Genomic DNA, 21,852 nt, shown 5'->3' with positions numbered 1-21,852 from the left:
GGAGAGGTGAACGCTCATGGATTCAGAATGGATTCAATCCATTGTGGAAGAGGTAATCCAACAGTTGGGCAGAAAAGAGCTGGCACAAAGGCCAAATCACATTCCAATCGCTGTATCGGCCCGTCATGTTCATCTGTCTGAACAGCACTTGGCTGCTTTATTCGGCCCGTCTTATGCACTGAAGAAAAAAAGTGATTTGTCACAGCCGAATCAGTTTGCTGCAGAAGAAACAGTTATTTTATCAGGTCCGAAAGGCGCGATCGAACGGGTTCGCGTACTCGGGCCTTCGCGCCATCTTACCCAAGTGGAAATAAGTCAAACAGATGCGTTCAAACTTGGACTTAAGCCGCCGATCCGGCAATCTGGTGATATTAAAGGATCTTCTCCAATTACCGTTATCGGTCCGAAAGGCAGTGTCTATCTGCCAGAGGGATTGATTATTGCACAGGCACATATTCATATGGCGCCAGAGGATGCGGAGCGCTTTCAAGTGCAGGATGGCCAGTACGTTCAAGTCAGGGCGGAAACAGAACGGCCGGTCACTTTTGAAAAGGTACTTATTCGTGTATCGCCTTCTTACCGCTTAGAAATGCATATCGATACTGATGAAGCCAATGCAGGCTTTATCCGCTCTGGACAAGTAGGCGAAATAATTGTTGAAGGCCAAAGGCAGCCTGTCCAAGCTGCTCCTGTAGTGCTGCAGGAAAAGCCAGTGCTAAGCACTGTTTTTGAAGGCAAGCTCTTATCTCAGCATGAAGTCAAACAAATGAATGAAGAAGTGATTCGTGTTGGAAAAGGAACAATCGTTACCCCTTTAGCCAAAGACACAGCACGTGAGTTAGGAAAAAAAATCCAGGTGATCGACAAGTAAGGCGGTGAGGAGATGAGAATGGGAACTGTTATTGGGAATGTATGGGCGACAAGAAAAGAAGATGGACTTACTGGATTAAAGCTATTGTTTGTCCAGCCTATCCATCCTGATGGTTCATCTATCCATACACCAATTATTGCAGCTGATAGAATTGGAGCGGGCATAGGTGATCAGGTGATCATTACAGAAGGAGGATCGGCCCGATTTATTATGCCGGACAATCCTCTTCCGATTGACGCTGTCGTTATTGGAATTGTCGATTCCACTGAGATTGTACAACAGTAGAAAGGAGTGGGATGGATGCCAAAAGCTATTGGAATGATTGAGACACGCGGATTAGTTGGTTCAATTGAGGCGGCAGACGCCATGTTGAAAGCGGCAAACGTCGAATTAGTCAATCAAGAAAAAATTGATGGTGCCCTCGTTACCGTTCTCGTAGAAGGAGACGTAGGCGCTGTCCAGGCAGCAGTTGATGCTGGAAGAGAAGCAGCAGCACGTGTTGGAGAGTTGGTTTCTGCCCATGTCATCCCCCGTATGGATGAAGAAACATATGGGATGGTTCAACGACGAAAGCAACTAAATCAAGCTTCTGAAATAGAAGAAAAGTCTGCTGTTAAGCCGGCTCCTGCTTCTAATCGTACGAATCGGAAGAAAGCTGAACCAGCCCCTAAAAAAGAAGAATAAGGTAGAAAGGAGCAAATGCCATGGCATTTAAGCGTCCAAAGATTGCGGTGATCGGTGCAGGCTTTACCGGGGCAACAACTGCTTTAATGATCGCCCAAAAAGAGTTGGGAGACGTTATTCTAGTTGATACACCTGAACAAAGCAATCCGACAAAAGGAAAAGCGCTCGATTTGCTGGAAGCCGGCCCTGTACAAAAGTTTAATGCGAAGATTAAAGGGACAGCTGATTATAGGGAGATTCAAGGCGCAGACATGGTAATCATTACGGCGGGCATTGCTAGAAAGCCAGGTATGAGCCGTGATGACCTGGTTTCGACGAATGCTAAAATTATGCGTTCCATCTCGCAAAAGGTGAAGGAATATGCCCCGGACAGCTTTATCCTCGTGTTAAGTAACCCAGTCGATGCAATGACATATGTTTGTTACCAAACAACTAATTTTCCAAAAAACAGGGTGATTGGTCAATCGGGAGTACTCGATACAGCGAGATTCAACACATTTGTTGCCGAAGAATTAAATATCTCTGTGGAAGACATTTCTGGATTTGTCCTTGGTGGACACGGAGATGATATGGTTCCCCTCGTCCGTTATTCATACGCGGGAGGCATTCCATTGGAAAAAATTATCCCGAGTGATCGGCTGGAAGCCATTGTGGAAAGAACAAGAAAAGGCGGCGGCGAAATCGTCAACTTGCTTGGAAACGGAAGTGCGTACTATGCTCCGGCTGCTTCTCTTGTGACAATGGCGGAAGCGATCATCCGTGATAAAAAAAGAATTCTTCCATCCATTGCTTATCTGGAGGGAGAATACGGCTACCGGGATTTATATCTGGGTGTGCCGACGATTATCGGGGGAGAAGGCATTGAAAGCATCATTGAATTGCCGCTTACCGCTGAAGAAAAAGCTGCTCTCGATAAATCGGTTCATTCCGTTAAACAAGTGATGGCTATTCTGGAAAATTGATAGAAACTATTCGCAGTATGGTTGAGGAGAGCAGAAAATCAAGGCCCTCTTGCAGTTTAATAGTCAAAGTGGAAACTCCTTTGTAGAAGATTTGTTTGTTATTAACAAATCAACTTCTACAAAGGAGTTTTTTTATTTCAGAAAAAGCTGGCCCTATTAAATATAGGGGGAACCCCCTATAGTATCACGAATAAGTATCTTCTATCATGAATATATAAGCACAGAGTTACTCACAGGGACAGAGCTTGTACTTGTCATTATTCTAACTGGGAGGAAGATAAAGATGAGTGAACACTATCGTATTGTCATCGTTGGCGGGGGCTCAGCAGGCATTAGCACCGCTGCTAGATTGTTGAATGGAATGAAATCGCTTGCGAACGATGTAGCCATTATTGATCCAGCAGATAAGCATTATTATCAGCCGCTGTGGACGTTAGTTGGCGGGGGAGCAGCCAAGAAAGAAGATACAGAACGCAGCATGGAGGAGGTTATTCCGGAAGGAGCCGTTTGGATACAACAAGCCGTTGCTTCTTTTACTCCTGAAGAAAATAAGATTCAGTTAGCGAATCGGGAGTCTCTTTCTTACGATTATTTAGTTGTAGCAGCTGGAATCGAAATCCACTGGGAGGGCGTGAAAGGCTTGAGAGAAGCCCTCGGCAAAGGCGGAGTCTGCAGCAACTATTCGTATGAGTATACAGATTATACGTGGGAAGCGATCCGCACATTTAAAGGCGGCAATGCTGTGTTTACGCATCCGGCCACACCAGTAAAATGCGGGGGAGCTCCGCAAAAAATTATGTATTTGGCGGAAGATCATTTTAGCCGCACGGGGCTGAGAGAACAGACAAACGTTATTTTTGGTTCGGCCAACCCGGCGATTTTTGATGTTCAGAAATACCGTGAAACATTAGAAAAAGTGGTGGCTCGCAAAAAAATTGATGCCCGCTTTCGTGAAAACTTAGTTGAAATCCGGTCAGCCCAAAAAGAAGCGGTATTTGAAAATATAGATACGAAAAAGCAAACAACAGTGAAATACGACATGCTCCATGTCACTCCGCCCATGCGCGCGCCTGGCTTTATCCGTGAAAGCTCTTTAGCAGGGGAAGCAGGCTGGGTCGATGTTCATCCAAATACACTTCAGCACCATAAGTATGAAAATGTGTTTGCCCTTGGCGATTGTGCGGATCTGCCAACGTCCAAAACCGGCGCAGCGATCCGTAAGCAGGCTCCAGTTGTAGCGGAAAATATGCTTGCCCTCATAAAAGAAGAGCCGATGAAGGCAGCATATGATGGGTATAGCTCTTGTCCACTTGTAACAGGCTACAATAGCTTAGTATTAGCGGAGTTTAAATATGGAAAAATACCGAGCGAATCTTTTCCGATCAATCAGGCGAAAGAAAGACGCAGTATGTATATGATGAAAAAAGATTTGCTGCCCATTATATATTGGGATGGCATGTTGAAAGGGATTATGTAACAGCGGGAAGGGAGTGGAGAGAAATGACGGTTTCAATTTCAAAACAGGACTGGGTCGATGAGTTAAACAAACCGGAAGTGCAGGCTTCTCTTCAAAAGCTGATTGAAAAACTGCCTGATTTAACAGCAAAGATAGAGCAGGCAGACCAGTTATTAACCTTTGGACAATCTGTTCTGGAAGATGAACATACGATGGAAAAAGTGAAAAAGAAGATTGACGGTATAAATATCGATATGAACACACTGGAAGCTGCCCTTCGTTTGCTGGAGAAACTGCCTCTATTGTTAGAACTGATGGAAAAGCTGGAGACAGTTGTTCAATTTGTGGAAAATGTATTAGCTGATGAAAAGTCCATCGCTTATTTGCAAAATAGTGTGGAAGAATATACAGAACCGATTCGTGAGAAAGTGGAAAAAGGTCAATCTCTATGGGAAGAAGTACAAGCAAAAGCAGAGGCGAATGCACAGCATATTTCTCTCTTTACCGTATTAAAGTGGATGAAAGATCCATCGGTGCAGCGAGTATTATCTTATGTGCAAGCACTGATTGAAACATTGCCTAAAAAGACTCAATAGAAGCAGAAAACAGGGAGAGTGACGGACATGTTATTGCGTTATTTTTATGATGAAAAGCTAGCTCATGCTTCGTATTTAATCGGCTGTCAAAAAACAGGGGAATCACTTGTTATTGATGCATCCCGCAATATTGAACAATATGTCGAGACGGCTAACAAAGAAGGGCTGAAGCTGACAGCTGCAGCAGAAACACACATCCATGCGGACTTTGTGGCAGGTTCTCGTGAGATAGCCGAACGGTTTGGGGCAAAAATGTATGTATCCGATGAAGGGGACGAAAATTGGAAATACCAAAATCTTGAAAGGATTGATCATCAGCTGTTGAAAGATGGTGATACGTTCAAAGTCGGAAACATCACATTGGAAGTGATGCATACACCGGGGCACACACCAGAAAGCATTTCTTTTATCCTGACAGATCACGGCGGCGGTGCCGATCGTCCAATGGGGATTTTTACCGGCGACTTTGTGTTTGTCGGTGATGTGGGCCGCCCCGACTTATTGGAAAAAGCAGCAGGGTACAGCGGAACAGCAGATCAAGGGGCAAAGCAAATGTTTACCTCTATTCAACGCTTTAAGCAGCTTCCTGACTATTTACAAGTATGGCCGGCTCATGGAGCGGGAAGCGCGTGTGGTAAAGCATTAGGGGCGATTCCCTCCTCGACAGTCGGCTATGAAAAGATGTTTAACTGGGCAATGAAATGTAACGATGAAGCGGCTTTTGTGAAAGCTTTGCTCGATGGCCAGCCTGAGCCTCCTAAGTATTTCGCTATCATGAAGCATGTGAACAAAGTTGGTCCGGCTTTGCTGAAGAATGTGACGGTGCCTGTTGAAGAGATGGATGCTTCTGCCCTTCATGAATGGCTTAAGCAAGATATGGTTATTGATACGCGTTCAGCGGCTGAATTTGCTAAAGAACATATTCCAGGAACGGTAAATATTCCGTTTAATAAATCATTTACAAACTGGGCTGGCTGGCTCGTGAACTATGAAGCCCCGCTTTATCTGTTGATTGAGGAAGGTCAACTTTCTGAGATATTAATAGGGCTTCGCTCCATTGGGATCGACCGTATAGAAGGCTATATGAATGTGAAAACTGCTTTAGCTCAAGCTTCTAAATTAGAAAGTTATATGAACGTAGAGCCTGTGGAAATGCAGGAAGCAGTAGAAAAAGGAGAAGTGGCTGTACTGGATGTCCGGAATCAATCAGAATGGGACGCCGGACATATTCCGGGAGCCGTTCACATGATGCTCGGCACACTGCCGGACCGCTTAGAGGAAGTGCCGCAAGATCAGCCGCTTCTTATTCAATGCGGTTCAGGTGTGCGGTCTGCGATTGCGGCGAGCATTTTACAGGCGAAGGGATTCAAAGAGGTAAAAAACCTTTTAGGGGGCTTTTCACGCTGGAAGAAAGACGTGCCACAGCTCGTAAAATAACGGTTCTTTCCTACAAGACAGTTGCTTGTTCAATCAGTTTTAAGAAAGCATATCGTTGATCAAGAAGCGGAAATCAATCTTCTCCTTGGGAGGACCGACATAAAAGAATAAACGAAACCGCCGGCAGACGTGAATCACCGGCGGTTTTTCGCTTACAATAGTGGAAAAGAAAAATGAAAGGATCAGGCCAATGGAACAGTATCCGGTAGACCCAAAATACTTGAATCAAATATTTGAACATATTCAAGACGGCATTATCGTTATGGATCAAAACCGTGAAATCTTGCTGATGAACCCTGCAGCCGGTCGGCTCACTGGCTGGGCGGTCGGCGAGCATGTTCCTTTTTGCTCTTATTGTAAGGAACGAAAGGCTGAAGCCGGCGAAAACCGCTGTTATTTAATTGCACGCAATGAAGTGCCATATTTTTTATCGCAAATGCCTGTTTACCACGGAAAAAAGCTTGACGTCGAGATGAGCACGGCTTTGATTTACCAGGATCAGGACCACCAGGAAAAAGAGTATTTGCTCGTATTGCGCGATCAGACCTTGCGGCAAAAGGAAGAGGAAGTCCGGCTGTCGAAAATGATGATTAAGCGTTTGATCGAGGTGCAGGAGCGGGAGCATAAGCGGCTGGCTCATGAGCTTCATGATGGCGTCAGTCAGTCGCTCTACACTATCTCTGTTGCATTGCAGGCGATTGAATCGACCATTCAGGCTGATGAGCGGCTTCATGATTATGTTAATGAGGTGCGGGCAGAGCTCCAGCGCGCGATGTCAGACATTAAAGCGTATTCCCACCAGCTTCGGCCGACGAGCTTGGACGGGCTGGGACTCGTTTCCGCGTTGGAAACGTTAATCCATACAATTCAATCCACTTCTTCTTTATCGATTGAACTGAAGACCAATATTAGCGGCCGGTTGCCCTCGGCAGTGGAGATCAATGTCTACCGAGTTATACAAGAGGGTCTTCATAATGTCGTGAAGTATGCAGAAGCGAAAAAAGTCTATTTATTGCTCGTAGAAGATCAAGGGCGATTGATTGTAGAAGTCCATGATGATGGGAAGGGCTTTGATCTAGAACAGGCCAAAGGCGGGCTCGGGCTAGAACATATGCGTGAGCGGATCGAGCAGCTGAACGGACATTTTCATATTGAATCCGCACCGGGTAAAGGAACAACCATTTTAGCGAAAATGATGTTAGATGAAAGCGGGGAAGAGATCGATGAAAGTCATGGTAGTTGATGATCATGATTTAATCCGGAAAGGGATCATTTTACTGTTAGAAAGCTATGCGGATATTGAAGTGGTGGCTGATGCAGGAGACGGTCACGAAGCGCTCGTCCTGGCGATGCAGAAAGAGCCGGATGTCGTCTTGATGGACATTTCCATGCCGAATGGACTGGATGGGTTTACAACAACGAAACAGCTTCTTCATCAGCAGCCAACTATGAAAGTCGTGCTGTTAACGATGCACGATGAAGAGGCGTATATTCGCAAGGCGATCCAGTCGGGAGCCCATGGCTATATTTTAAAGAAAAGCCAAGGGAGTGATTTGTATGAAGCAATTTATAATGTGCATCAAGGGCACCGTTATTACCGAACCGACTTAAGCGAAGAGCAAATTGACAAGATGATGAAAGAAAAAGAAAAGCCGTCTTCCCCGTTAACCCTAAGAGAGCAGGAGGTTTTGCGGCTGACGGTGCTCGGTTATACGAATAAAGAAATCGCTGAAAAGCTGCATATTAGCGCAAAAACCGTCGAAAATCATAAAGCGAATATTATGAACAAGCTGGATTTGAAGCAAAAACATGAAATGATTCAATATGGCATTAAAAACTATTTTTCCGATATTCATTAAAGAACGCTGGCTATCGTGTTCAAGAGGGTGTTCCAAAGCAACATAGGAACATCCTCTTTTTATGCTTTCGCTCCAAACCTTCATAAAGTAGCCAAAAACGCGAGAGGAATAGGGGGATGCCCCTATGTCTCGGTGCTCGCTTTCTTTCTATACTGAAAGGGAAAGGTGATTTCTTATCAATCACAGTAGAAAGGAAGAGATACGATGAAAAAAAGAGAAACAGCTTATTTCTGGACAGCGATGATGGTGGCTCTTGGTAGTATACTCAGCTTGATGATGATCTAGGAGGGGGAAATATGTCATATGATGCTGTTTTATATAGTCGTATATTAACCGAGATGACACTCGCTTTTCATATTTTGTTCGCTACGATCGGTGTCGGCGTGCCGGTGATGATCGCGCTCGCCCAGTGGATGGGATTGAAGCATAATGATGCTCACTACTTATTGCTCGCCCGCCGCTGGACACGGGGATTTACGATTACCGTTGCGGTCGGAGTTGTAACCGGGACAGCGATTGGGCTGCAGCTCAGTCTGCTCTGGCCTTCCTTTATGGAACAAGCGGGACAGTTAATCGCGCTGCCGCTTTTTATGGAAACGTTCGCCTTTTTCTTTGAAGCGATCTTTTTAGGGATTTACTTATACACATGGGACCGGTTCAAGAATCCGAAACTTCATTTGCTGCTGCTTGTTCCGGTTGTAATCGGCTCTTCCATGTCCGCTTTTTTCATTACAGCTGTAAATGCGTTTATGAACACACCGCAAGGGTTTGATCTTGTCAACGGAGTGTTTGTGAACGTTAAACCGCTTAAAGCAATGTTTAATCCGGCCGTCCCAACGAAAGTAGGGCATGTGCTCGTATCGGCATACATGACGTCCGCCTTTATATTAGCGGCGCTTGCCGCTTATCATCTGCTTCGCGGCAGAAAGCATAGCTATTATAAAAAAGCGTTGCGGATCACATTAATTCCTGCATTAGTTTTTTCAATCGCTACGGCGCTTGTCGGCGATTTATCCGGAAAGTTCTTGGCAGAATACCAGCCGGAGAAACTTGCTGCCGCAGAGTGGCACTTTGAAACGGAAGGAGAAGCCCCACTAATTTTGTTCGGGAAATTGGATGAAGAACAAAAGGTGAGCGGTGCGGTCAAAATTCCATGGGCTTTAAGCATTTTAGCAGGGAGCTTGCCAAGCACGGAGGTGGTCGGGCTTAATGAGTTTCCAGAAGATGAACGTCCGCCGTTGTATATTCATTACTTGTTCGATGTTATGGTCACATTAGGCATGGTGTTGCTCTTGATTTCTTTCACTTATGTTGTGTTGTCAAAATGGAAGCCAAAGAAGATGTATAATAAATGGCTGCTGAGAGCGGTTGTACTGTCTGCTCCGCTTTCATTGATCGCCATTGAGGTCGGCTGGATTTTCGCTGAAGTGGGCCGTCAGCCATGGATCTTACGTGGCTATTTGAAAACAGTGGAAGCGGCTACGTCTTCTCCTCATGTGGATACAATGATTATGGCATTCGGTGCTTTATATGTTCTTCTAGGTGTAGGGGCAGTCGTGGTCCTGCGCAACATGTTTAAGAACAATCCTGCAGAGGAGGAACTAGAGGCAAGGGGGAATTTACATGTCTCTTGAGTTGTTAGGTATCAGTGTGTTGTGGCTCTTTTTGTTCGGTTATGTTATCGTCGCTTCTGTTGATTTTGGAGCTGGTTTCTTTAGTCTGTACAGTGATTGGACGGGACAGAAGCATGTTCTTCACAAAATGATTCAGCGCTATCTTTCCCCGGTATGGGAAGTGACGAATGTGTTTCTCGTTTTCTTCTTTGTGGGCATCGTCGGCTTTTTTCCGAAGACGGCCTATTACTTTGGTTCCGCCCTGTTAGTGCCAGCGAGCGTTTCAATTATATTGCTGGCGATCCGCGGCTCCTACTATGCCTTCGGTACGTACGGGTCAAAAGAAAATAAGCTTTATAGTTTTATATACGGAATCACCGGTGTATTAATCCCAGCTTCGCTGACGACAGTGTTAACCATTTCCGAGGGGGGATTCTTGGACATTACGGACAGCGGTGTTCACTTGAAAATGACAGAGCTGTTAACGAGTTCATACTCATGGAGCGTTGTGTTGATTTCTCTTGTAAGTGTGCTATTTATATCGGCTGCTTTTTTAACATATTATGCACGGAAGGCAGAGGATTACAAGGCTGAACAGCTTGTCCGCCGCTACACGCTCGGCTGGAGTGCTCCTTCGGTCATCGCGGCGATTATCGTCTTCTATGCTCTTCGTTCACATAACTCTGAGCACTTCGCCCGGATGGTCGATTTTTCCTGGATGTTCGTTGCTTCGCTCGGCTTTTTCGTTACCGCGCTTGCTTTATTTTACAAACGAAAGGCATACGGCACTGCTTTTTTAGCGGTCATGCTCCAGTATTTCACCGCTTTTCTGGCATACGGGATCTCTCATTATCCTTATCTGCTGTACCCGGTGCTGACAATCTACGATGGGTTTACGAACAAAACGATGGCGATTTATTTAGTTGTGGCGTTTATTGCCGGACTGCTGCTTTTAATTCCGGCGCTGTACCTGCTGCTGAGACTGTTTTTATTTAACCGCCAATATGTAAAAGGAATGGAATAGGAGGGATGGACCCATGCATCATTTTTTGATTATGTATACTCCTGTTCTTATAGTGATCGCTTCCTTGGTGAGCGTTTTTGTCTGGGGGGCGAAACAGAAAAAACTTGATTGAATATGGGAGTGGTAGAAATGGATCTTTCTTATTGGCTTGTTATTTTTCTCATCGGTTTTATCGGGTCGTTCATTTCGGGAATGGTCGGAATTGGTGGCTCGATTATTAAATACCCGATGCTGCTGTATATTCCGCCGCTTCTTGGATTTGCTGCTTTTACCGCTCATGAAGTGTCGGGGATTAGTGCGGTGCAAGTGTTTTTTGCGACCATTGCCGGTGTTTGGGCGTACCGAAAGAATGAGTATTTAAATAAAAAGTTGATTATATACATGGGGGGGGCTGTCCTGCTCGGAAGCTTTGTCGGCGGTTTTGGCTCTGAGAGATTGTCAGAGGAAGTCATCAATGTCGTTTACGGCGTGTTGGCTGCACTCGCTGCTATCATGATGTTCGTGCCGAAAAAGAACCTGGACGACCGGCCGATGAGTGAAGTGACGTTTAACGGCTGGCTCGCCGCCGGTCTTGCTTTTGTCGTCGGCATTGGAGCGGGGATTGTCGGAGCGGCCGGAGCATTTTTGTTAGTGCCGATTATGCTTGTCATCTTGAGAATTCCGACTCGGATGACGATTGCTAGCTCTTTAGCTATCACCTTTATTTCATCCATCGGCTCAACGGCTGGAAAGCTCATGACCGGCCAGGTGCTGTTCGTGCCGGCCATTATTATGATTATTGCTAGTGTGATTGCCTCACCGCTTGGCGCTAAAGCCGGCCAAAAAATGAATACGAAAACTTTACAATGGCTGCTGGCGATCCTGATTGCCGCGACAGCTATTAAAATTTGGCTCGATATTTTGTAAAACTTTTCCTTGCAATCGGAAAATTCCAAGTATAAAATAGGAACGTATGTTTCTATTTGGTGATTCAGGGAAGGGGTGTTTTCTATGTCTGCTGATCGTAGCCTTAATTTGCCGAAAGAATTGGAACCGTATCGAGAAGAGCTGGAGCAGACGGTGGAGCCGGTAGTAAAGATTGCAGGCCTCCGTACGAGCACGGGTTTGCTTGATAGTAAGTTTGGCGGTCATCCGTATTTGCCTAAAAATATGGAGCATCCGAAAGATGAGAACGGGGTCTATCTCCAGCTGCTGGCTCAAATTAACTTTGCCGAAGTACCGCCAATGAAGGACTTTCCAAAGAAGGGCATCTTGCAATTTTACATTGCGCCAGAGGATGATTTGTTAGGAATGGATTTCGAGGACGGAACAAGCCAGAAGGATTTTCGAATTCTTTACCATGCGGATGTTACGGATGATCGGTCAAAGCTTACAACTGATTTTAACTACATAAAGCCCGGAGAAGAAGAATTCTTTCCGGTGACACATGAAATTAAATTATCATTTGAATTAGATGAGGAGCCTATATCTGAAGGTGATTACCGCATGGAGCAACTTTCCATTGATTTAGAGGAAATGAGCAGCGGCACGGAATTGGGTGAAATCTATGCAGAGGCCTTTGGAGCCACAGGATCGAAAATCGGCGGCTATCCTTTTTTTACTCAGGAAGACCCGCGCAGTTACAGGGAAAAGTATCGGAATCACAATGTGCTGCTGCTTCAGGTGGATACAGATACGGACCTTGATATCATGTGGGGAGACAGTGGAGTCGGAAACTTTTTTATCACAAAAGAAGATTTGCGGAACCTTAACTTCACAAATGTTCTCTACAACTGGGATTGTTATTAACTGAAGGAGATGAGAGGCTAAATAGCCCCTCATCTCTTTTTAATGTTTCTCAATCAATGGTTGAAGTGCGGATTCGTACACATGATAATCCTGAGGAGAGAAGAGCGTCATTACAACCTCACCAAACGAATAATTTTGCAAAAAATGAACGATCGTTTGGAGAGCCGTTGCTGAAGCCAGCCTAATAGGAAACCGATAGACGCCTGTAGAGATAGAGGGAAAAGAAATGCTCGTTATTTCCTTTTCCATAGCAAGCTGTAAGGCGTTTTGATAGCAGTTTGACAGCAGCGCTTCTTCATTCTGCGTATTTTCGTGCCAGATCGGTCCAACTGTGTGAATCACATAGCGCGCGGGAAGGTTATATCCGTTTGTAATAACTGCTTCTCCTGTCGGTAAGTACGCTCCTTTTAATGCTTCTTCTCGAATTTTTCTGCATTCCTCAAGCAATTCTTTGCCAGCGGCACGGTGAATGGCTCCATCCACACCGCCGCCTCCGAGCAATGCTCCATTCGCCGCATTGACGATAGCCTCTGTCGTTTGTTTTGTAATGTCTCCTGTCACCAGTTTCAGAGAATTGCCGTTAACCTTCACTTCCATTGTGTCACTCCCTTAATTAGTTTTGTCATGAAATAAAGAGCGGGTACCGTTAATTTTAACGGTACCCGGTTTGATTACTTTTTATCATTCAACATGAATTGAGGCAGGGCAAAGCTTGCTTCTAAGATACCCTTGTTGAAATATTTCGTCGTTTCTTCATAGTCTGGCTGAGTAAAGGATTGATGTTTTTTGGAGGCAAGAGTAAAGCTCCAAAGGCCGCCGGGATAAGTTGGAACGACAGCTGTATATGGTTTTACAATAGGAAATAACTGATTTAAAGATTGATAAGTATTTTGCATTGTTTCTTTATAGAAAATCGGTGATTCACTCTGGCAAACCATCAAACCGTCTTCTTTCAATGCATCGAAGACGTTTTTATAAAAACCGAATTCGAATAATTCAGTTGCGGGTCCGACTGGATCAGATGAATCAACAATGATCACATCAAATTCGTTTGTGTGTTCTTTCATGTATTGAATGCCATCTGCAAAAATATAATGGACACGATCGTCTTCAAGTCCGGCAGAAACGCCTTTTAGGTGCTCTTTGCTCGCTTTGACAACGAGTTCATCAATTTCACAGAAATAAAGCTCTTTAACACTTGTATACTTAATAATTTCTCTGGCTGCGCCGCAGTCGCCGCCACCAATAATTAACACTTTTTTCGGTTCGGGATGGATATGGAGCGGAACATGGGTGATCATTTCATTATAAATGTATCCATCTTTCTCAGTTGATTGTACAACTCCGTCCAGCACGAGCATTTTTCCAAAATCATAGGTATCAAGAACCATAATATGCTGGAAAGGAGACTGCGCTGTGAAAATGATCTCTTTGATACGGTAGCTTACTTTTAAGTTATCCCGATCATCTTCCACAAGCCACATTTCCCCCTCGATATTTTTTATGTATTGGTTAACTTTTTCCTCCTTCATAACGGTAACCTCCTAGTACTTTTTCGTTTCTACCGCCCATCTTATACAATCCCTTGTCCAATGTCTATTCTTTTTCCTAGTTTTAAAAATTATAGGCTTCTATCATCATGAAAAATCATCAAAACTGAAAGTGAGATTGCAATTTTGAAAGAAAACGAAACGGTTCTTGCTATTTTTGTAAATGTAAAACAAGAGAAAAGAGCTATTTAATAGGTACAAAGAAAGGATCAAAAATAATTTGACATATATTTTGAAAATTCAATAAATTGGCTTGTTACTTGCTTATAGAAATTAACTCTTAAATGAGGAAGAAATGCAAATAAGCTTGTAGGGGGATGATGAGATGGTAGAAAGATTACAGCCAGCGGAGCAGGGAGAAATCAGCAGAGAAGAGAAAAAAGATGACTTCTCACTGGAAAAAGTGCCTGTAGAAGGCCGGACGATGGGCTGGGCAAGTATTACAAATGTCACGCTAGGCGTGGCAACGGCTATGCTATTTATCCAAATGGGCAGTTTAATGGCTATTTCATTTGGGGCAGTGAACGCCTTGCTGGCAGAGATTTATGCAACAATCGTAGCAGGGGGAGTCGGAATAGGGATTTGTTTTTATGCCGCGAAGTCAGGGTTAAACGTAAATTTAATGGCAAGAGGCGGTGGATTTGGCTATTTTGGCGCTTCGATCACTTCATTGATTTATGCACTCAATTTTATTATGTACTGTGCGATCGAAGGGTCAATTATGGCTTCGGCTGTCCACGAATATATTTCCTTTGTGCCTATATGGGGATTAATGATCTTTTTTGGTTTGATTGTTATTCCATTAAACTGGTTTGGGATTAAGCAACTTGATAAGCTGCAAAAGTGGTCATTGCCTCTCTTCATTCTTTTGCTTGGTGCAGGCTTTTTCATCGTACTAAACAAATCTACCTTCACAGGAAGCATATGGACGTTTCTGCCGGAGGGAGGAGAAGTCGGAGGAGCCTCTTTGCTTGCTTGTATCGGGATTATGAATGGCCTCGTGGGGATCATGGCTTTGCTCGTGTCAGACTATGCGCGGTTCATTAAAAAAGAAGAATTTAAAATTGGGGTATTCGCTGTAGGATTTTTACCGCAGCTCGTCTGCTTTTTTATTATGGGAGTCATCGGGATTTGGTTTGGTGTTCAGATGGGAGAAGAAAATCCGGGCGTTTACTTTGTGCAAATTCTTGGCATTGGAGGGGCGCTCTTCACGATCTTGACACAGCTCCGAATCAACATTACAAACTTATACAGCAGTTCGCTTTCATTAGCTAACTTTTTTGAGAACGTATTTAAATTTAAGCCGGGCCGGAATTTCTGGGTGGTTTTCACTTCAATTGCAGCGATTGTTTTAATGCTTGGCGGTGTGTTGGATCATTTAGGAAGCTTGCTCACTTTCCAGGGGGTTTTCCTGCTTGCCTGGGCGGCTGTGCTTTTATGCGATGCTTTCGTTGTGAAGAGGGTACTCAAAATCGGACCGAGGTATTTTGAACATCGACAGGAATACTTGTATGCCTGGAATCCGGTTGGAGTCGTTTCTCTAATCGTGGCTAGCGTGATCGGCTCCTTAGCTGCCTTCGGATATATGGGAATCTTCTTGCAGAATGTTGCTGCCTTCTTCGCGGCTGTGATCGCCTTTGTCCTGACAATTGTCCTCGCCATTGTGACAAAAGGCAAATACTATAGCAAAAAAGCTGCTGACGACATAGAGGCAGATGAATATATCGCATAACTGTTAAGAGCAGGCGCTAGGCCTGCTCTCTTTTTGTGTTTATCAAGAGTGAAGTACTATTTATCTAGACTGGAGGGGAGATTTAGGAAGAAGTGCTATTTATCTGGAATCAAGAAGTATTTATCAAGAATGATGGCTTGTTTATCCAGACTGTATACAGTAACTACTTTTGGAAATTCCCAGACTCCGTCCCTTTGTTCTTAAAAATAGATATGCTTTGCTTCTAATGCTTCTCCTATTTCAATGATGCCATAAGAGAATCTGGGCTGAAACCGCTTGTCGGTGGGGGAACCGGGATTAAACAAAAGCGTGTCATCGTTCATTTGCGAGTAAGGGATATGGGAGTGTCCGAACACAATGGCGTCCAATTCTTCCTGTTGGAAAGCCTCCCATGCGCGTTCGGGTGTCTTTTTCTTTTTCCCGATATGGCCGTGGGTGATACCGATACGAAACCTTCCAGCTTCGATGATTCTTTTTTCCTCAAAAACATCTTTTACCTCGGGCGGATCGACATTCCCGAAGACACCAATAACAGGGGCTATTTCCCGTAGCTGCTCATATACATCAAGGCTCGTCCAATCTCCTGCATGAAGAATCAGATCGGCATCCTGTATTCCCTCCATGACTATTTCGGGAAGTTGTTTTCCCTTTTTCGGCAGATGCGTATCCGATAAAACAGCTATCTTTATCAAAGTCTTCATCTCCATTCTGTATTTAGCCAGTGAATAATGTTGTTTTTTCCATATAAAAAAGCCGGCAGTATGGAAGTCGCGATGAAAAACTGGCATATTGCCGGCCGGTTCATTTGATTGCTTATTCATCGTAAAAAACCAATGAACTCAAGTTTGGATGAGATTTTCCTGCAAAGCGTTTTGTAAAAATGGGCTTGGTTCACCTACGCTGTAAAGCTGTAAATCATGCATCGCCCTAGTACAAGCAGTATAGAAAACTCTGCGCAGGCTTTCATCGCCGTATACTTGCTTCGATGCATCATAAATGATGACAGCGTCAAATTCGATGCCTTTGGACAAGTACGAAGGTATGACAACCACCCCTTGTTCATATTCCATCGAGCCGTTTTTCAAGAGCTTAATGTCCTCGATGCTGGACAAGGCTTCATAGGCATGATTACTTTCCTCAGCTGATTTGCAGATAATGGCAATGCTGTGATAGCCTAGCTTTCGCCAATCTGCGACTTTGGAGGCGATGCAGCGGTGCAGGTCTGCGTGATCAGACAATGGTGTTAGTACAGGCAGCTCGCCGCCCCGTTCGAAAGGGATAATCCGGTCGCCGCTAGGTATAAGTTTTCGTGTAAATTCAATAATCGGTTTTGTGGAACGATAGCTGCGTGTCAAGTTGATCACTTCTGTTTCTGCCGATCCGTATAAACCGGCAAGCGTTTGAAAATCAACCATCTCGCTGGCATGAGCGAATATTGCCTGATTAAAGTCACCTAGCACAGTCATTCTTGCAAAAGGAAACAAACGTTTTAGAAACTCGAATTGAAACGGAGAATAATCCTGCGCTTCGTCAACGATGATGTGCTTGATGGAGCTATTCGTCTGAAAGCCTAGTATGAGTTCTTTCATCAGTAAGAATGGAGTAGCATCTTCATATAATAGTTTGTCTTCGTCCAGCGCGTCCATCGTCAACCGGCAAATATCCATCCACTCTAAGGGTGTTTCCTCCAGCCACTGTTTGATCCGCAGAGGATCGGTAAAAAGCTGCTTGTATATTCTCTTGATATCGATGAAACGAAAGGCTCGAATTTGTTTCCGTAAAGGCTTAAACTTCTGCCGAACAATTAACTGGGCGAGTGCTTTAGGCTCCATATCATAATCGGCTATTGCTTCCTCTTTAAAGCCTCGTTTTTTTGCTAAGTACGTATAAGCCTTATGATAATCTTCGTTGCTAAGCAGCTCGATTTCTTCTTGTACCCATGGTTTCGTCCGTTCGGCTTTTTCGGCCTCATCTATTTGCTGTATTAACCAATCCTTCAACTGTTCCAGTCTGTTATGAAAGCGGAGTGAGGTGTCGCTCCTATAAAACCTGTCGGCAATTTGTTGAGCGGTAACAATGGTCTTTCCTCTGAAGCTAATTCTTTTAAATAACATTCCAGATAACTCTAGTGATTTCCTGTAGGAGTGGATCGCCTCGAAGAAAGCGGTGGATGCTTTGAAGCGGATGCTCGCAACCCTTGACTTGTGCGCAGGAGTATTCTCTGCCGTTAACACATATTCCAATTGCTCGTAAGGATGTTCAATTTGGAACTGTTTACTTAGCCGATGGTCCAAATATTCTTGGAATGTGACCTGCTGCATATTCTCTTCGCCGAGCTCTGGCAGCACATTGGACACGTAACTGTTAAACATTGAATTAGGCGAAAATAAAATAATTTGATCAGCGTTCAGGCTATCTCGATATTTGTAGAGCAAATAAGCGATCCTTTGCAGGGCGGCTGATGTTTTGCCACTGCCAGCTGCTCCATGGACAATGAGCAGTCTTCCGCGATCATGACGAATAATCCGGTTTTGCTCCTGCTGAATCGTCGCTACTATATTGTGCATATGTTTGTCAGTACCTTTACCTAGCACCTGTTGTAAAATCTCGTCTCCAATGGTGAGACTGGTATCGAACATAGAATGGAGAACGCCGCTGCGAATAAGATATTGCCACTTTTTCTCCAGTTTGCCTTCGATTACGCCTCCCGGTGTCACATACTCAGCGGGGCCAGGCTGGCAATCGTAGTAGACACTCGAAACCGGCGCTCTCCAGTCGTAGATCAGGAAATGATCACCGCTTTCATCCGTAAGGGTGGAGATGCCAATATAAATTTGTTCCGGAGTGGAAGTGCCAGCTTCCGTAAAGTCAATTCGGCCGAAGTAGGGAACCTCCTGCATACGTCGTAGCGCAGACAATCGTTTCGATGCATGTCTGTGGGTGCTTTGACTTACGGACAGAGCTTGAGCTTCTTGCCTCAAGCCGATGATGGTTTCGAGGAAATCGTCGAAGGTATCAACATTCACCTTGACTTCATCCCAAAAGTGTTTGCGGATCTGAACCACTTCGTTCCGGTATCGGGAGGTTTCTTTCTCCAATCTGCTGATTTGCTCCGTAATCGTTTCTATCACACTGTCTACTCGTTTTTGCTCCTGCTGAAATTCTGAATTCACAGCAAACACCCCTTAAAAAAATAAATATAAGTGTTGACTAACAAACAGATTGTATTATATAATTAAAATAGGGATAATATACTTAAATTAATAATACAATGTTTATCTATATAAATTTACCATAGGATCGTATTTTTTTCAATGTATTAGAATGGATTTCTATGCTTGTCGATTCATGCATATGAGATATTAAGGGTTTAGTCTTCTATCGTTTTCATGCGACTAGGGAGGCTGAACCCTTATTTTATGCCATTTAAGGCAGCGACGGGAAAGTGGCTGTGCACGGCAATCCATCGGAGCACGATGCTTTTCCTGTTAAATCAACCGCTTTCTTCTGGTAGCCAGCCAGTTGACGGTTTTTCTGACAGTGAGGATTTTGCCGCCTTCAACGGCTGCAGTTTTGGCAGAAGGAGAGGTGTCATCGATTGTCCTCCTAGTCTCGTTTGTATAGATGATAGCAGGAGCTGGGAGGGCAGCTGCAGAAAGTGTCCAATTTATCACAACCTATATACTCAGCTAATAGATTATGGTACTTTATACTTACCAATTATCATCATTCAGGAGGAACTTATGAAGAGGGCAGGAGCAATATTGACATTGATTTTGTTAGCCGGATGCAGTAACGGTACCTATGATAAAGCAATGGAACAGGGGAAACTGGCATTGGCAAACGGGGAGTTTGATAAGGCGCAGGCTTCATTTGAACTGGCGATGGATGAAAAGCCAAAAGATGAGGAAGCGAAAGGACTTTATGAAGATTTGACTGCTTATAATGAAGTGAAGAAAGAGATAGAGGATGCTAAATGGGAAGATGCGATAAAGAAAGCAAATAGCCTGCTTAGAGAGGAAGACTTGGCAGGAAGCATTAAAAAGGAATTAGAACAGCATGTTAAAACAGCAAAGAGTCAAAAAGAGCAATCTGGAGAGGTAGCAAAAAAGTTAGAAGAGATAAAGAATTCTATCGGGCAAGGCAATTATGATGATGCACAGGCTTCTATCAATGAACTGAAGAAAAACCAAGAGCTCTCTCAATTTTCAGATGAGGTAAGCAGCATTGAGGAATCTATCAATGAGCGGCTGCAACAACAGAAAGCAGCTGAGGCTTTAGAGGAAAAAGAAAGAGCGCGTGCTGAGGCGGAGGCGGCTGCCAGTAAAAAAGATAAGTATCTGCAAAAGTTATATAATATAGACGGCAGCTTAGCAGATTTAACCTACATGTATGAAAACGGTACTACAGCGGAAATGCAAGAAGCACAGGGAGCTATCTACAAAAAGTGGGATGATGCGCTGAATGAGATTTATGGTGTGCTGAAGACCCAGCTCTCTTCCAGTGAAATGAAAAGTTTGAGAGATAAGCAGCGCCAGTGGATCAAATATAGAGATCGTACAGCCAATGCAGAAGCCGCGGCATATGAAGGAGGGTCTTTTGCGTCTGTGCAATATGTGATCACGCAAGCACGGCTCACAAGGGAAAGATGCTATGAACTCGTTAATATTTACATGAGATAACTACTATTATAGAGGAAGAATAAACAAGGAGTCTGATTAGCAGGCTCCTTGTTTATTTATGTATGTATTTAACGGCCCTGCTATATTCGGTGGTTGATTTTTCCTGCAGCCGGATGCTTTCTGCTCCAATCAATTATTGAAAAAACAGCCTTGCTTTTTAAGAGAATCTAGAAAAGAGAGGAATGGGATGGTAGGCATTATTTTCATGTTCTTCTTTTTATTAGTAGTTTCTTATGTTACTATAGTATGGTTGTTTGATTAATAAAATATAGCTATTTTATAGAAAAGAGTGGGAATTTTGAAGGGGTTATGTAGTAAAATCGCTTTAATTATTAGTATTTCTTTTGTCTTGATGAATAGCCTTTTCGTTGAAAAGGGAGAAGCTGCTTATTCTTCAAAATGGATAACTACGAGACAGCAAGTTGCAGCTTACGAACAAGTAAGTGGCAACCCGCTAGCCGTCGGAACACTTTTACCCAATCAATTTTACGAAGTGCTAAAAGAGGACAACGGCTATTACTATATTTCTTTCGGAAATGGGACGGCTTTTGTTAAAAAAAGTTCAAGCCTCTTAGTGGCTAAGAAAGTACAAAAAAGCCTGCCGACAAAAGCAGCAAGCAATACCAATTTATCAATTATTACAAAGTCAGAAGCTGTGGTATATAACAGAATCGATAAAGAGCAAAAAGGGATAGCTATAATTAAAGGCAACATCCGTTATCCGGTCGTAAGGAAATCAGGAGATTGGTATCTTATAAATTTTGCTGGTCAGGTTGGTTATATCCATAAGAATAAAGTGACAGAGGATTTGGGAATACCGGTTTTAATGTACCACCACATGGTAGAGAATCCACAGGAAACGCCGTTTTATAATAATTCTATGGTCATCAAAGTAGCGGAATTTGAAAAGCAAATGAATTATTTAAAACAAAATGGATGGCGGACGATTTCACTGGAGGAATTGGATGCCTATTTAACCCGCAATCAAAACTTGCCTGGAAAAGTCGCAGTAGTCACATTTGATGATAACTACTTGTCGACTCAAAAGTATGCGTACCCTATTTTGAAACAAAATCAGCAAAAAGCAGTTGTATTTGTTATCGGAGGAAAGGTGAAAGCCCAGGCACAGCCGTGGGATCCGATGACCTTGCAGTACATGGGCCATAAGGAAATAAGTGAAACAGAAGGTGTTTTCAGTTTTCAACATCATACCCATGGGATGCATTTAAGAGAAAAAGATACGCAAGTACCTTATTTAGTTTCAAAAACACCGGCAGAAATTGAGGCGGATCTAGTGAAGGGACGGGAATATATTGGACAAGCTCTTAAAGACCCGTCTTCTATCCAATATTTAGCTTACCCGTGGGGCCAATACGCTCCTCATACTATTGAAGCGGCCAAAGCAGCCGGTATCCGTCTTGCTTTTACGACCGAAACAGGAAATGTAAGGCTTGGGGATGATCCGTATACGTTAAAAAGACAGGGGATCAGCCCTGCTCATACGATGGATGACTTTATTAAAAAAATCGAAGGAACTTATTGAAGAGAAGGGGTCGATTCTTCCTCGCTATAAAGCGTTGAAGGATCGACCCCTTAGT

Annotated in this window: 20 protein-coding genes and 1 pseudogene; 17 read left to right on the top strand and 4 right to left on the bottom strand. The window is 43.8% G+C overall.

Features of this window, described 5'->3' with window-relative positions; translation table 11 throughout:
• Window positions 1-16: 16 nt before the first annotated feature.
• The 14 genes and pseudogenes from pduL to ACH0BF_RS04245 form a co-directional block, all read left to right on the top strand.
• A pseudogene (gene pduL, locus ACH0BF_RS04310) lies at window positions 17-646 on the top strand (phosphate propanoyltransferase); the annotation flags it as partial.
• Window positions 647-883: 237 nt separating this feature from the next.
• Window positions 884-1,156 (top strand): EutN/CcmL family microcompartment protein, encoded by a 273-nt coding sequence (locus ACH0BF_RS04305; protein ID WP_120035108.1) that lies wholly within the window; start codon window positions 884-886, stop codon window positions 1,154-1,156.
• A gap of 15 nt (window positions 1,157-1,171) precedes the next feature.
• The gene (locus ACH0BF_RS04300; RefSeq protein WP_406908930.1) at window positions 1,172-1,555 is read left to right on the top strand and encodes a BMC domain-containing protein; all 384 of its coding nucleotides are present in this window, start codon (window positions 1,172-1,174) and stop codon (window positions 1,553-1,555) included.
• A gap of 20 nt (window positions 1,556-1,575) precedes the next feature.
• Window positions 1,576-2,517: a malate dehydrogenase gene (mdh, locus tag ACH0BF_RS04295; RefSeq protein WP_340852104.1), complete on the top strand. Its 942-nt coding sequence runs from the start codon at window positions 1,576-1,578 to the stop codon at window positions 2,515-2,517.
• Between the two features lie 283 nt (window positions 2,518-2,800).
• Window positions 2,801-3,994 carry an NAD(P)/FAD-dependent oxidoreductase gene (locus ACH0BF_RS04290; RefSeq protein ID WP_406908928.1) on the top strand — a complete coding sequence of 398 codons (1,194 nt, stop codon included), beginning with the start codon at window positions 2,801-2,803 and terminating at the stop codon, window positions 3,992-3,994.
• Between the two features lie 23 nt (window positions 3,995-4,017).
• On the top strand, window positions 4,018-4,569 hold the full coding sequence (locus ACH0BF_RS04285) for a helical membrane plugin domain-containing protein (protein ID WP_406908927.1): 552 nt from the start codon (window positions 4,018-4,020) through the stop codon (window positions 4,567-4,569).
• Window positions 4,570-4,596: 27 nt separating this feature from the next.
• On the top strand, window positions 4,597-6,006 hold the full coding sequence (locus tag ACH0BF_RS04280) for a rhodanese-like domain-containing protein (RefSeq protein ID WP_406908926.1): 1,410 nt from the start codon (window positions 4,597-4,599) through the stop codon (window positions 6,004-6,006).
• A 190-nt stretch (window positions 6,007-6,196) separates the two neighbouring features.
• The gene (locus ACH0BF_RS04275; RefSeq protein WP_406908925.1) at window positions 6,197-7,249 is read left to right on the top strand and encodes a PAS domain-containing sensor histidine kinase; all 1,053 of its coding nucleotides are present in this window, start codon (window positions 6,197-6,199) and stop codon (window positions 7,247-7,249) included.
• Window positions 7,230-7,865: a response regulator gene (locus ACH0BF_RS04270; protein WP_406908924.1), complete on the top strand. Its 636-nt coding sequence runs from the start codon at window positions 7,230-7,232 to the stop codon at window positions 7,863-7,865. Before ACH0BF_RS04275 ends, ACH0BF_RS04270 begins: the two co-directional genes overlap by 20 nt.
• Window positions 7,866-8,161: 296 nt before the next feature.
• Window positions 8,162-9,499, top strand: coding sequence for a cytochrome ubiquinol oxidase subunit I (locus ACH0BF_RS04265; RefSeq protein ID WP_406908922.1), 1,338 nt, complete (start codon window positions 8,162-8,164; stop codon window positions 9,497-9,499).
• A complete protein-coding gene (locus ACH0BF_RS04260; protein WP_406908921.1) occupies window positions 9,489-10,502 on the top strand; it encodes a cytochrome d ubiquinol oxidase subunit II in 1,014 nt (337 codons plus the stop codon). The genes ACH0BF_RS04265 and ACH0BF_RS04260 overlap by 11 nt, the downstream gene beginning before the upstream one ends.
• A gap of 13 nt (window positions 10,503-10,515) precedes the next feature.
• Entirely contained in the window at window positions 10,516-10,614 is a 99-nt protein-coding gene (gene cydS, locus ACH0BF_RS04255; RefSeq protein WP_406908919.1) for a cytochrome bd oxidase small subunit CydS family protein, read from the top strand.
• 17 nt (window positions 10,615-10,631) lie between these two features.
• Complete coding sequence (locus tag ACH0BF_RS04250; protein ID WP_406908918.1) at window positions 10,632-11,408, top strand: sulfite exporter TauE/SafE family protein; 777 nt, start codon at window positions 10,632-10,634, stop codon at window positions 11,406-11,408.
• An 84-nt stretch (window positions 11,409-11,492) separates the two neighbouring features.
• Entirely contained in the window at window positions 11,493-12,290 is a 798-nt protein-coding gene (locus ACH0BF_RS04245; protein ID WP_406908917.1) for a YwqG family protein, read from the top strand.
• Window positions 12,291-12,329: 39 nt separating this feature from the next.
• Here the strand turns inward: ACH0BF_RS04245 and ACH0BF_RS04240 are convergent, their stop codons facing one another.
• Window positions 12,330-12,887 carry an O-acetyl-ADP-ribose deacetylase gene (locus ACH0BF_RS04240; protein ID WP_406908915.1) on the bottom strand — a complete coding sequence of 186 codons (558 nt, stop codon included), beginning with the start codon at window positions 12,885-12,887 and terminating at the stop codon, window positions 12,330-12,332.
• Window positions 12,888-12,961: 74 nt separating this feature from the next.
• Window positions 12,962-13,822, bottom strand: a complete 861-nt coding sequence (gene speE, locus ACH0BF_RS04235; protein WP_406908914.1) for a polyamine aminopropyltransferase — start codon at window positions 13,820-13,822, stop codon at window positions 12,962-12,964.
• Window positions 13,823-14,165: 343 nt separating this feature from the next.
• On the opposite strand from speE, the gene ACH0BF_RS04230 reads away from it, so the two are divergent.
• On the top strand, window positions 14,166-15,572 hold the full coding sequence (locus ACH0BF_RS04230; RefSeq protein WP_120035083.1) for a purine-cytosine permease family protein: 1,407 nt from the start codon (window positions 14,166-14,168) through the stop codon (window positions 15,570-15,572).
• 200 nt (window positions 15,573-15,772) lie between these two features.
• Here ACH0BF_RS04230 and ACH0BF_RS04225 read toward each other — a convergent pair whose 3' ends face one another.
• Together ACH0BF_RS04225 and helD are read right to left on the bottom strand one after the other, a co-directional pair.
• Window positions 15,773-16,393: a metallophosphoesterase family protein gene (locus ACH0BF_RS04225; protein WP_340852120.1), complete on the bottom strand. Its 621-nt coding sequence runs from the start codon at window positions 16,391-16,393 to the stop codon at window positions 15,773-15,775.
• Between the two features lie 18 nt (window positions 16,394-16,411).
• Window positions 16,412-18,745, bottom strand: a complete 2,334-nt coding sequence (helD, locus tag ACH0BF_RS04220) for an RNA polymerase recycling motor HelD (protein WP_340852122.1) — start codon at window positions 18,743-18,745, stop codon at window positions 16,412-16,414.
• A gap of 570 nt (window positions 18,746-19,315) precedes the next feature.
• Here helD and ACH0BF_RS04215 point away from each other — a divergent pair.
• Together ACH0BF_RS04215 and ACH0BF_RS04210 are read left to right on the top strand one after the other, a co-directional pair.
• A complete protein-coding gene (locus tag ACH0BF_RS04215; protein WP_182917030.1) occupies window positions 19,316-20,254 on the top strand; it encodes a lysozyme inhibitor LprI family protein in 939 nt (312 codons plus the stop codon).
• A gap of 298 nt (window positions 20,255-20,552) precedes the next feature.
• Entirely contained in the window at window positions 20,553-21,797 is a 1,245-nt protein-coding gene (locus ACH0BF_RS04210; RefSeq protein ID WP_406908913.1) for a polysaccharide deacetylase family protein, read from the top strand.
• The last annotated feature ends 55 nt before the right edge of the window (window positions 21,798-21,852 follow it).

The sequence above is a fragment of the Pseudobacillus sp. 179-B 2D1 NHS genome (genome assembly GCF_045370945.1).
Lineage (GTDB): Bacteria > Bacillota > Bacilli > Bacillales > Domibacillaceae > Pseudobacillus.
This window is presented reverse-complemented; position numbering and strand designations above follow the sequence as displayed.